At 69.5% G+C, this 10,999-nt stretch carries 9 protein-coding genes and 1 pseudogene; 6 read left to right on the top strand and 4 right to left on the bottom strand.

Annotated elements, in window-relative coordinates; all coding sequences use genetic code 11:
* Nucleotides 1–2,025: glycoside hydrolase family 26 protein (locus ITX44_RS25715; protein ID WP_205359744.1), on the bottom strand; the 2,025-nt coding region annotated here is incomplete at its 3' end.
* 284 nt (nt 2,026–2,309) lie between these two features.
* Here ITX44_RS25715 and ITX44_RS43090 point away from each other — a divergent pair.
* The 3 genes and pseudogenes from ITX44_RS43090 to ITX44_RS25705 form a co-directional block, all read left to right on the top strand.
* Nucleotides 2,310–2,489 (top strand): annotated as a pseudogene (locus ITX44_RS43090) (helix-turn-helix domain-containing protein); the annotation flags it as partial.
* 306 nt (nt 2,490–2,795) lie between these two features.
* Complete coding sequence (locus ITX44_RS25710) at nt 2,796–4,748, top strand: serine/threonine-protein kinase (protein ID WP_236061526.1); 1,953 nt, start codon at nt 2,796–2,798, stop codon at nt 4,746–4,748.
* Between the two features lie 370 nt (nt 4,749–5,118).
* A complete protein-coding gene (locus ITX44_RS25705; RefSeq protein ID WP_205359742.1) occupies nt 5,119–6,063 on the top strand; it encodes a WD40 repeat domain-containing protein in 945 nt (314 codons plus the stop codon).
* Between the two features lie 34 nt (nt 6,064–6,097).
* On the opposite strand, the gene ITX44_RS25700 is transcribed toward ITX44_RS25705, so the two are convergent.
* Both ITX44_RS25700 and ITX44_RS25695 read right to left on the bottom strand, forming a co-directional pair.
* Nucleotides 6,098–6,943: a hypothetical protein gene (locus tag ITX44_RS25700; protein WP_205359741.1), complete on the bottom strand. Its 846-nt coding sequence runs from the start codon at nt 6,941–6,943 to the stop codon at nt 6,098–6,100.
* A gap of 77 nt (nt 6,944–7,020) precedes the next feature.
* Nucleotides 7,021–7,668, bottom strand: coding sequence for an RNA polymerase sigma factor (locus ITX44_RS25695; RefSeq protein ID WP_205359740.1), 648 nt, complete (start codon nt 7,666–7,668; stop codon nt 7,021–7,023).
* Nucleotides 7,669–7,973: 305 nt separating this feature from the next.
* Here ITX44_RS25695 and ITX44_RS25690 point away from each other — a divergent pair, with 305 nt between their 5' ends.
* A complete protein-coding gene (locus ITX44_RS25690; RefSeq protein ID WP_205359739.1) occupies nt 7,974–8,594 on the top strand; it encodes a hypothetical protein in 621 nt (206 codons plus the stop codon).
* Between the two features lie 92 nt (nt 8,595–8,686).
* On the opposite strand, the gene ITX44_RS25685 is transcribed toward ITX44_RS25690, so the two are convergent.
* The gene (locus tag ITX44_RS25685; RefSeq protein ID WP_205359738.1) at nt 8,687–9,334 is read right to left on the bottom strand and encodes an FMN-dependent NADH-azoreductase; all 648 of its coding nucleotides are present in this window, start codon (nt 9,332–9,334) and stop codon (nt 8,687–8,689) included.
* 103 nt (nt 9,335–9,437) lie between these two features.
* On the opposite strand from ITX44_RS25685, the gene ITX44_RS25680 reads away from it, so the two are divergent.
* A complete protein-coding gene (locus ITX44_RS25680; protein ID WP_205359737.1) occupies nt 9,438–9,827 on the top strand; it encodes a winged helix-turn-helix transcriptional regulator in 390 nt (129 codons plus the stop codon).
* 318 nt (nt 9,828–10,145) lie between these two features.
* Nucleotides 10,146–10,976 carry an alpha/beta fold hydrolase gene (locus ITX44_RS25675; protein ID WP_205359736.1) on the top strand — a complete coding sequence of 277 codons (831 nt, stop codon included), beginning with the start codon at nt 10,146–10,148 and terminating at the stop codon, nt 10,974–10,976.
* Nucleotides 10,977–10,999 lie beyond the last annotated feature (23 nt).

The raw sequence follows: 10,999 nt of genomic DNA, 5'->3' as shown, positions 1-10,999 counted from the left end.
GATGCCAATAGGCGGGGCGCTGCCCTGGGTCGTGACATGCAGCAGGATCACATCGCCCACCGCGTGAGCAGTGACCGACTGCGTCAGTGACGTGCCCTGCATCAGACCGCCCACAGGAGTAAACGCGCTTTGGGCGGGGGCCGTTTGCATGAGGACGGCGATGCCGAACGCGACGTTCGGGTCACCGAAGACGGGGGGCTGCGGGGGACTGGCGGGATCGGATACGTAGGGGTTGCCGTTGCTGTCGAGTTCGTAGGTGTATCCCGGTGTGGACCCGGCCGTGCCCGTACCGGTGTCGAACCCGTAGAACGAGTAGAGCTCGTTGCTGCCTGTGGGTGTGATCGACGGGCCTGTGCCGGTTCCGGTGACGTCCAGGTTGGCCTGCGCAACCAGGACGCCGGTCTGTCCGGAGCCGGGGTTGTACTCCTGCCCGGCGATCCGCACGGCCGAGGGGGTGCCCGAGGTCGTCACGGTGGCCGTCGCGGTTCCCGTCGCCGTGACTGTTCCCTCGTAGACCACTGCTGAGAAACCGGAGTTGGCACTGCCCCGCAGGGTGCTCCCAATCTGCTTCCAGGTCGCACCGCCCCCACTGATGCCAATAGGCGGGGCGCTGCCCTGGGTCGTGACATGCAACAGGATCACATCGCCCACCGCGTGAGCAGTGACCGACTGCGTCAGTGACGTGCCCTGCATCAGACCGCCCACAGGAGTAAACGCGTTACCGGGCGGAGGCGTAGCGGGCGTGGTGAACGTCTGGTTGCTGCCGTTGGTAGTGCCTGCCGCGTTGGTCGCCACCAGCCGGTAGTCGTACGTGGTTCCGGGGGACAGGCCGGACAAGACGGCCGACTCCCCCACCGCACTGCTGCCAGAGCCCGCGCCGGCGGGCGAAGCCGGCGCCACCGATCCGTAGCCGGTGCTGGTGCCGTACTGGAACTGGTAGGTGGTAGCGGCGCCCTCGGGGTTCACAGTCCCGTTGAGCGTTGCGGCGGTGCCGGTGACGCCTGACGCCGCACTGGTGGTGACAGCCGGCGCGGAGTGCAGCGGGGGCGAGTTGCAGTCGTTCGCCTGGGCTGTGTCAAGCGCGGTCCACTGCGCGCTGGTCAGATTCGGCAACCCTGAGTAGCCCACCCACTGAAGCGTGCCGTCTCCGCCGTTGGAGCAAATGTCCGACATCATGTTCGGGATGGACTCGTAGCTGCCGCTGCCCAGCGGAGAGAAATTGGTCTCGGCAACGAAGATCTTCGGCTGCGCGATCGTTGACTCGCCGGACAGGCCCTGGATGATGGAGAACGTCTGCGCGAAGGTGTTCGCGAACGTGGTTTCGCCGTACTGGCTCTGCGGGTAGCCGTCCACGCCGACCATGTCGACGTTGGATGCTCCGGGCCAGTAGGGGGTCGGGTCTATGACCGTGCCCCCGGCTCCGTTGAAGACATTCGGCACCCACATGAAGTACGCCAGGCCGTTCGCGGTGCTGTCGATGTCGTTCCGGACGGCATCCCACGCGCTGACCCACTGTGCTGGGGTGGTGCCCTCGCAGTCGCCCTGCGCCCACGGGTACTGGCCGCTCACGTTGAACTCGTGCGCGAAGGTAACGATGACGGGCTTGCCCGCTGAGGCGATAGCCGAACCGATTGACTTCGCGTAGGACTGGATAGCCGACCCGTTCGCGCCGATGGTGGTCATGGTCGGGCCGCTGCCTGAGCACGTGTTGCTCCCCTGCGAGCCGATCCACGGCTCGATCTCAAGGAATGCGCTGGCCCCCGCGGACTGGGCGGGACTGAAGAAGGACTGAGGATACGAGCTGCCCCAGTCGAGGTAGTAGTTGGCCACGTCCGGGCTCTGGCCGGAAACGGTGGAGTAGCTTCCGCTGTCCTCCGCGCTGGTCCAGATTCCGAGGTTGGTAGCCGGGGGAGGCGAGGCCGCGTGCGCGACTCCGGCGTGCGCCATGGCCGGCCCGAGGACCGCCAGCACGCACGCGACCAGGAGCGCGGCCCTGGATTTCCAGGCCTTGCGAAAGGTGACCAATGCAGATACCTGCCCTTCCGGAGCAATCCGGTGGATCGGGAGTGCTGATCAGACGGCTGTGACCGTTCCGGAGCCTTCCGCAGGCCATCGCGGCAGGTGCGACACCAGCCGTTCCGCCGGTCCGGCGCACCGTCGATGGCCATGAGCGTCCCCTGCCGACCGGCCCGGGACCATGTCGTTTGACCGGAAAAGTAACCGGCACAATCGGACTTGGGACTTGTAGGTTCCGGCAGGGCTGGGAACAATCGCTCCCCGGAGTCCTGATCCGGAGCTAAGGGGGCCGGTTGCACGAGGCGCAGGCTGCGGGGGCGTGGGTCAAAAGTCAGCGGCTGGCCTCGGGGATGACCCAGGAAGAGCTGGCGAGCAAGTCCGGGCTGAGCGTGCGGGCGATCAGCAACCTGGAGCGTGGCCGCACCGCGCGGCCGCATCCTCGGTCCCTTGAGGCGCTGGCGGCCGCGTTGGGGCTGCCGGAAACTGCCGGTACCGCGTGGGCGTCCCGGCTGCGTGCCGACCAGGCCCGCGACTCTTCATCGCAAGCGCTGCGGCAGCTGCCGACGGCGGGTGAACGGTCACCGCAGCCGCATACCGTGCGCACTGCCGCCAACCCCGGCCTGCCCAACGGTGAACCGGCGAGCCCGGAGGCCATGGCGTCGCCCGAACCACTTGAGCGCCCCGAACCGCTTCAGCGCCCCGAGCCACTTGAGGGCCCCGAGCCCGCTGAGCGGCCGGCCCACCGGGGTGCCGATCCAGCGCCGAGGCCGCGGGCGGCCATGGCGCTCGCGCCGCTGGCCCAGGGCGATCCGTCCCGTATCGGCTCCTTCCGGCTGCTCTCGCGGCTCGGCGGCGGGGCGATGGGCGAGGTGTTCCTGGCCGCAAGCCGTGCCGGGCTGCCAGTGGCGGTCAAGCGGGTGCGTGCCGAGTACGCGCGGGACGTCGTGTTCCGCGCCCGGTTCGCCAAGGAGGTGGCCGCGGTGGAGGCCGTGACCGGCGGCCACACCCCTGCGCTGATCGACGCGGACGCCGAGGCCGAGCGCCCGTGGATCGCCACTGCGTACGTCCCTGGCCCCTCGCTGGCGCAGGCAGTGGACCTCACTGGTGCGCTGCCCGAGCCGCTGGTGCTCGCCCTGGGCGGCGGGATCGCCGAGGCCCTCGCGGCGATCCACGCCGCGGGGATCGTGCACCGGGACCTGAAGCCCTCGAACATCCTGCTGGACCGCGACGGCCCGAAGGTCATCGACTTCGGGATCTCCCGCGCGCTGGACGGCACTGCGCTCACCGCGACCGGGATGCGGGTGGGCACCGCCGGATACACAGCCCCGGAACTGGCTGCGCACAGGCAGACGCTGCCGGCCGGGGACGTGTTCGCGCTCGGCTGCTTGCTGGCCTACGCCGCCACCGGCGTCACCCCGTTCGGCGAGGGCACGGATGCCCAGGTGCTCTACCGGATCGTGCACGAGGCGCCGGACCCGCGGGCACTGGCGTGCCGAGACGAGACTCTGCGGGCCCTGATCGAGGCATGCCTGAACAAAGACCCCGACGCCCGCCCCGCCCCGCAAGCCGTCATCAAGGCATGCCGCGGCGCGCCCGCTCCGGGTGGATCCTGGCTGCCGGCCCCGCTGGCCGCGCAGTCCGCCGCGTACGGCAGCGAGGTCGCGCAGCAGTTGGCCCGGGCGGCGCGCCGACGCGCGACCCGACGCGTGCAGATCGGCCTGGCTCCACTGCTCATCCTCGTCATCCTCGCGATCCTCGTCCGCGTCGTCGCCGCGCCCACTGCCGCCAAATCCCACGGCGCCGACCTGCACACACTCGGCCCGAGCAGTCCCGCCGGCTCGTCCACCGCGCACGCCCCGGCGCAGTGGGCGCCCCCGGCCGTCATGCTGGGGACCTGGACCAGCGCGGAGGGCGACGGCGGCTACTCCACCATCGCGGGACAGCGCCCGAACGTCGCCAGCACTTACCTGTTCTGGGGCAACAGCTTCCCCACCTCGTTCGCCGGCCAGGCGCAGTCCGCCGGCGCGATCCCCTTCGTGGAGATCGAGCCCTGGCAGGGCGGGGGCCCCAGCGACTGCCGCTACGCCTCCCACTTTCCGGCCATGACCACGATCGGCGCGAACGGCGTGGCGATCAGCCGCTACCTGGGCGCGTTCGGCTCGGCGATCGCCTCCTTCGGGCACCCGGTCATCATCACCTTCGCCCGCGAATTCAACGTCTCCGGCCAGTACCCCTGGGCCCAGGGCGACTGCGAAGGCACCACGGCCGCGCAGTGGATCAAGGCATGGGACACAGTGCGATCCGATATCGACGCCACGGCGGGCGGCCTGGCGCACTTCATGTGGGCCCCGGGCCCGGACACCGGCGGCACGACCATCGACCCCACCCCCTACTGGCCCGGCGCGTCCCAGGTCGACATGGTTGGCGTCGGGGGCTTCCCCAATACCCGCTGGGGATCCCAGCTCGGGACATTCTCCGGCGTGTTCGGCCCGGTGTTCCACGAGATCCACACCCTGACCAGGCTGCCGATCTTCGTCGCGGAGACCAACCTGGCACCGCTGGACGGGAGCGGATACCAGTCCCTTCCGGGGTTCATCTCCGACCTGTGCTCCAACGGCGGTGACGGTGTCCTGCAATTCCAGGACACTCAGGCCCTGTCCAGCAAGCAGTGGACTGAGCTCGACAAGGCCCTGGCCAGCGACTGCGGCGCCACCACCGCAGAAGGCGACTGACCGTGTACGTGCCGAACACAGCTCTGTCGCACTTTCGGGGTAGCGAGGGCGGTGCCATAGCCTCGGAGCAACAGTGCAGGAGAGGGGTTGCCCGTGGCGGTGGGGAGGCTGTTGAAACTCAAGGCGGCAGACGACACCGTGGGCCTGCCGGCATCACGCCCAGTTCCGCCAACCCCCCCTTGGGGAGCGCGTAGATCCAGGTGCGGTCGGCCTCGTGGGAGACGGTGGCCTTGCCGGCCGGGACGGGGGACAATCGACGGTTCCATTCGCGTAATGCGTATGTACTGAGCTTCGATCAACGGCCCCGGAGTGCCCGAGCGCAACGCTGAAGCCGGAACTCCCCGAGCCCCGAGAGGAATGCTGGTCCGCCGTGCGAGTGGTGGATGTCCTGTCCATTGACACCGGATACGCGCACGCCGTGCACCCTTTGATTGCTTCCGGCGCGGACGGGGAGCCTCTCCTGTTCACCATCTGGGGGAACGGGTCGGAGATCCGCCGGTGGGACGTCAGGAGCGGTGAGGTCGTCCGGCGTTATGCGGAGGAACTCCCGGGATGCAACGACAGTGTTCTCGCCTCGCTGCCGGACGGCCGGCGCGTTCTCGCTGTGGCCACCGAGGACGGTGTGGAGCGGTGGGACGCCTTGACCGGAGAACCGCTGGGCGGGGTGTATCCGATGGGGAAGACCATCTGGGGCCTGGCGGCGGGTGCGCTGCCGGACGGCCGGACGGTACTCGTCGGCGCCGGGCACGACGGTACCGTCCACCGCTGGGATCCCGCGACGGGTGAACCTCTTGGTCCCGTGCTGCGCGGTCACAGGCCGAGCGTGTTGTCCGTGGGCCTCGTGCGTCTGCCGACTTCGCAGGCCGTGATCGTGTCCGGGGACGATTCCGGGTTCCTTCGACGCTGGGACGCGGTGACCGGTGATCCGCTCTGCGAGCCGGTGCTGGGGCATGCGTCCCAGGTCGACATCATTGTTCCTCTTGCATCGGACGGTGCGCGCCGGCTCTTCGCTTCGTGCGACTCGGCGGGTGAGATGTGCCTGTGGGACGCGGCGACGGGGGAACAAGCAGGTGGGGCCCTGACGACCGTTGCGGACGTCTACGTCATGGCGACGGCGTGTCCGGCCCGTACACCGTTGCTGTTCGCCGCGGGGGCGGATGGGCGGATCGCCGCCTGGAATGTGACCACCCGTGAGCCGGTGGACGTTTCCCTGAGCGGCGTGTCCGTTGCCCTTCTGGATCGGCCGGACGGGACCGTCGTTGTGGCAACGGGCACATCGCGAGGCGGGATTACTCTCTGCTCCTTGTCAGGATGATGGGAGTGCCGACGATCCGGGCGGCGGGCCCGGCCTACTTGGGGTCGCCGGTGAACTGCGGGTCCTTTTGTTGGTTGTAGATCTCCTTGCCGGTGGCGTTGTAGGCGTGGACGTATGGGGGGGCCATCGCGGAGAAGGGGTTGGTGGTGGACGTGCCGGTGGTGAAGGCCGCCGTGTAGAAGAACGCACCGCCCGACATGGTCGCCGGATACTGCTTCGGGTTGTCGCCGTAGCTGATGGTGATCTTGGCGACGTCCGAGGTGTAGTGGCCGGCGCCCAGGGAGAGGTATCGCCCTGCGCCGGCCGGCTCGCCGGTGGAGTCGAAGTATTCGATGGTGTGGCCGGTGCCCCACAGGCGGTTGTTGATGAACGTCGGCGGGACGGCCTGGCTGGTGCCCCGGTCGCTCTTGGTCTCGCACTGCACGTACTGGTCCGCGGGGCCGACGGCGACGACCGCGCCGTCCCAGTCCTGCGAGGCGACGGGGGTGCGGACGGCGATCACCGCGTGGTAATTCGGGGCGTCCGATCCCAGGCAGGAGGCCAGGATCTTGGCGACGGTCCCGGCGGCGATCGGGGTCGTGGCCGTGCTGGTGACGGTGAACGCGGTGGAGGTGGGGGCCACGTGGGACGAGGCCGGCGTCGAGCCGCCCGCGGCCGACGGGGAGACCCGCGTCGGGCTAGGGCTAGGGCTCGGGCTCGGTGACGTGGCAGTGCTCGTCGGGGTTCCGCCGCCGGCGGCCAGGACCGGCTTGGCGGTCCCCTCCCCGCCGAAGACGGCCACGGCCGCGACGCTCACCGCCGCGACCCCGGCGGCGACGCCCAGCGGCAGTCCCCACCTGCGCGGCAGCGAAACACGCTTGTCGTCCGGATCGATCTTCATCAGTAGGTCCTCTCGGATCCGCCGGTGGTTCGGCAGATCACGATCGGGGGGAGGCGCTGGAATACCCTGCGTGTCATTCATCGTGCGACCTCCTCCGCGGTGCCGGGATTCTTCGAACTGGACGACGTCTGAACCGTGCCCGCGCCGGTGAGGTCGGCCCCCAGCCGGCGCCGTGCCCGGTGCAGTCTGGACTTCACGGTTCCGACCGCCACCCCCAGCGCCGCCGCGGCCGCCTGCTGATCCAGGCCCGACCAAATGCACAACTCGACGACCTCGCGCTCGTGGCGCGGGAGCCGGGCCAGCGCCCGGTGGATCTGCGACATCCGGCGCGCGTCGTCGACCAGGCCGGCGACGAGGTCCGCGTGGTCGCCCACCGGCTCGTCGTGCGAGACGAGCCGGTGCAGCAGCGCCTCGGCCCGCCGCAGCCGCCGCCTGGTGTTCGACAGCAGGCGGTCGGCGATGCCGAGCAGCCACGGGAGGGCCGATTCGCGGTCCAGCACGATCTCCGACCGCCGACGCCAGGCATGAAGGAACACGGTCGCCGTCAGATCCTCGGCCTCGGACCAGTCGGCCGTCCGCCGGAACAGGTAGTTGTAGACGGTCTTCGCATGACGGTCGAAGATCCGCCCGAACGCCTCCCGGTCGCCGTCGACTGCCCGTGCCCACAACTCCCGGTCGGATATCCCTCCAACAGGTGCGGTGGGACCAGCGTCGTTCAGTTCCATGCCCTGTACGTGTCCGGCACCCGGCCGAAGGTTCCCGCTGAACTCGCTCATTGTCGACGGACGCCCTCGGTGTGATGGTTGGCCCGCCTCTCAGCCCCGCCGCCGGCGGCCGGTGCCTCCTTCGCTGACAGGCCGACGCGAGACCGTAGCCGGGCTCAGCCCGAGCCGGATCGGCGACACGCCCGCGCCGATCGGGTGACGCCGCGCGCGAACGGGTGATTCAGGTGCCCTTCCCCTTTGCCAGGTGGAATGTACATGAGTGGCATTCGTCCGGTGAAAGTACGTATGACCACTTGGGAGAGAAGATGCCGATACAAGCGAGGGCGCTCGTGCGCGGTGGCACGGTGCTGGTCACCGCCGCCGCGGCTGTCGCCGTGCTGGTCGCTCCTGCCGCAACCACCGAAGCCGAAGCCCAATCCCAAGCCCAATCCCAAGCCCAAGTCCAAGCCCAAGTACGGGCTCACGGCGGGGGGACAACCGGAGGGCGGCCGGCCGAGAGCCGGCAGATCGCGTCCTCGGTTCTGGACGCGGACGAGAACGCCGAGTTCACCTTGACCGCGATCCGGTCCACCGTCGACCCGCTGGCCGCCTCCGTACGCCTGAAGGCCTTCGTCCGGCAGCACGGCCGCCTCGTGTTGTCGGACGAGGTACGGGTCGGCGCGGTGGACGGCTGGTTCTGGTTCCCGGTCACGGGACTGGGCGCGATCTGCGAGTTCTCGACGGCGAGTACCAACCCCGCGCCCATCACCGTGAGCCTGCTGATCACTCCGGCGGTCGGCTGCTCGCTGCCTGAGCACTTCGAGCTGCGGGACGGGAAGTTCGAGGCCGACGGCAGCAGCGCGCGGGCCCCGCACGGCGGAGTGAGTGCCGGCGGTGGCGGCATGGCCGGACGGGCTGCCGGTCTGGGAGCGCCGGCCGGCGGGTAGGGGCAGCGGCGCGAGAACCTCCGGGGTGCGGAGCGGTGACAGTGGACAGTCCCACTCCGCCCGGAGGTTCTCCTCGTATCACGATGTCCGGATCAGGCAGCGCCCCTGGGCGCTGCGACAAGTTCTTGCGCCAGTCGTCGGGCCTCGGCGTGCGAGTCGGCCAGTGACGCCGTGTGGAGATCGATGAGCTCGGCCATCGCGGGAACCACGGGCGCCAGCGTCAGCTGAGGCTTGATCGCGTGGATCGCCAGGCCGAGAGTCCTGGGGCCCAGCACCGTCTCAAGGGTCGGCAGTAGATGATCCATGCCGTAATTGGGGGATCCCTGCTCGTACGATCCGCCCCGCGCCGAGACGACAACGGCCGGACGACCGGCCGCAGGCGGACCGTCCGGGAAGGCAATGGTCCGGCCCACGACGACGACCTGGTCGAGCCACGCCTTGAAGGACGACGGCATCGTGTAGTTGTACATCGGAACAGTGAAGAGATACGCGCTCGCCCCGAGGAATTCCTCGATGAGCTCATCCTGGACGAGCAGTGCCTCGGCCTCTGCCGGGGTGTGCAGGGAAGCGTCGGTGAGCCGCGCGGAGACGCCGGCAGCGGTGAGGTGCGGCACCGGGGTGGCTGCCAGATCGCGATACACGACGTCGCCCTCCCACACGTCGCGGAAGGATCGCGCCACTTGGCGCGAGATCGACTTGACGTCGAAGGTGGTGGCGTCGATGTGCAGCAGGTAGAACATGCGTCTCACTCCGGGTGGTGGCGGATCACGGCACTGCGCATCCATGCTCACGCCCATCGTCCTGATCCCCTCATCGCCAGTAACCGAGTTACTATTGGTTACCATGGACGCTCAGCCCGAACCGGCCCGGCAGCCCGAGTCGGCCCGGCCTGCTACGTCACGCAACGACATCGAGATCACTGACGCCGACTGCGCGATGTTCCAGAACGCCGTGGAACTCGTGGGCGGCAAGTGGAACGGCGCGATCCTGCTCGCGATCGGGCGCGGCGCAACGCGGTTCTCCGAAATCGGGGCGCGGATCGACGGCATCTCCTCGCGCCTGCTGGCCGCCCGGCTGCGGCTGCTCGAGCACCACGGGCTGGTGGTCCGGGACGTCATCGCGTCTCACCCCGTGCAGATCAGGTACACCCTGAGCCAGAGCGGCAGGGAACTCGTGCGCGTGCTCATCCCGCTGGTCCCCTGGGGATCGCGCTGGGGCATCACCGTCGACTGACCCGGCGAATCGACCTCACCTGGCGGCCTCAGCCGGTTTCACCCGGCGGCCTCAGCCGGTTCGGCGTCGACGTGCTCGACGTCGTGGGCGCCGGCCGGCCCTTGTACACAGGTGCCCTCCAGGCCGACGAAACCGTCGACGGCGCCTCCTCGGCGGCCTGACGGATCGCCGTATCGGCTGGCAGCCCACCTCTTCCGCCTGCGGGCGAGTTGCGCCCAACTTATGAGTGCGCACCCTCTTCGTGAGAGTGGACTTGCATGAACGGGTGGGTCGGCGTACCTTCATGCAAGTCAACTCGCACGAAGGGGAATGACTCTCATGACTACGACTGCCACTGCCACGATCACCACCCGGACCCTCACGCTGGGCAACGGACTGGAGATCACCATCGAGGAGCACGGTGACGCGATCGCGTCGGAAGGCAGGGGCCTGCTGCTCCTGCACGGTGGCGGCGGGCCGCGCACGATGGCCGGGCTCGGGACGGCGCTCTCCGAGCACGGCTACGTGGTGATCCCGACCCACCCCGGGTTCGAGGGCACGCCGAGGGTGCCGTGGCTGGACTCGGTCGCCGACCTGGCCGACGCCTACCTGGACCTGCTCGAGGAACTCGGGCTGACGCACGTGATGGTGATCGGGAACTCCGTCGGCGGCTGGATCGCCTCGGAGATGGCGCTGCGCGACATCGACAGCAGGGTCATGTCCCTGGTGCTGCTCAACGGGACCGGCATCCGCCCCGACAACGCGACCCAGATCACCGACATCCGCACCCTGCCGCCGGCCGCGTTCGGCCGGCTGGCGTTCCACAACCCGGCCTTCCGCCCCGACCCGGCCGCGTTGAGCGACGAACAGCGCGCCACGATGGCCGCCAACCAGCAGGTCCTCGCGCTCTACGCGGGCGAGCACTTCCTCTTCGCGCCGAAGCTGCGCCGGCGCCTGCACCGCGTCACCGTGCCGGTGCTGGTGGCCTGGGGCGAGGAGGACTGCGTGGTCACCCCCGAGTACGGGCGCGTCTACGCGTCGGCCTTCTCCAACGGCCACTTCCGGTCCATCCCGGAGGCCGGGCACCTTCCGCAGATAGAGCAGCTGGGTTCGGTGCTGGGCGCCATCGGGAGCTTCGTCGACGACGTCATCAAGCCCGACGGTGAATGACGGCCGTCCGCCGCGGGCCCGCG

Source organism: Actinacidiphila acididurans, assembly GCF_016918855.1.
In the GTDB taxonomy this organism is placed as follows: Bacteria; Actinomycetota; Actinomycetes; order Streptomycetales; family Streptomycetaceae; genus Actinacidiphila; species Actinacidiphila acididurans.
The sequence above is the reverse complement of the archived record's forward strand: the minus strand, read 5'-3'. Positions and strand labels throughout refer to the sequence as shown.

Bases quoted from the DNA above. Each gene is read 5' to 3' on its own strand.
- ITX44_RS25710 (WP_236061526.1), top strand. From the start codon at position 2,796: ATGGCGCTCGCGCCGCTGGCCCAGGGCGATCCGTCCCGTATCGGCTCC.
- ITX44_RS25700 (WP_205359741.1), bottom strand. From the start codon at position 6,943: ATGAAGATCGATCCGGACGACAAGCGTGTTTCGCTGCCGCGCAGGTGG.
- ITX44_RS25695 (WP_205359740.1), bottom strand. From the start codon at position 7,668: ATGGAACTGAACGACGCTGGTCCCACCGCACCTGTTGGAGGGATATCC.
- ITX44_RS25690 (WP_205359739.1), top strand. From the start codon at position 7,974: ATGCCGATACAAGCGAGGGCGCTCGTGCGCGGTGGCACGGTGCTGGTC.
- ITX44_RS25685 (WP_205359738.1), bottom strand. From the start codon at position 9,334: ATGTTCTACCTGCTGCACATCGACGCCACCACCTTCGACGTCAAGTCG.
- ITX44_RS25680 (WP_205359737.1), top strand. From the start codon at position 9,438: ATGGACGCTCAGCCCGAACCGGCCCGGCAGCCCGAGTCGGCCCGGCCT.
- ITX44_RS25675 (WP_205359736.1), top strand. From the start codon at position 10,146: ATGACTACGACTGCCACTGCCACGATCACCACCCGGACCCTCACGCTG.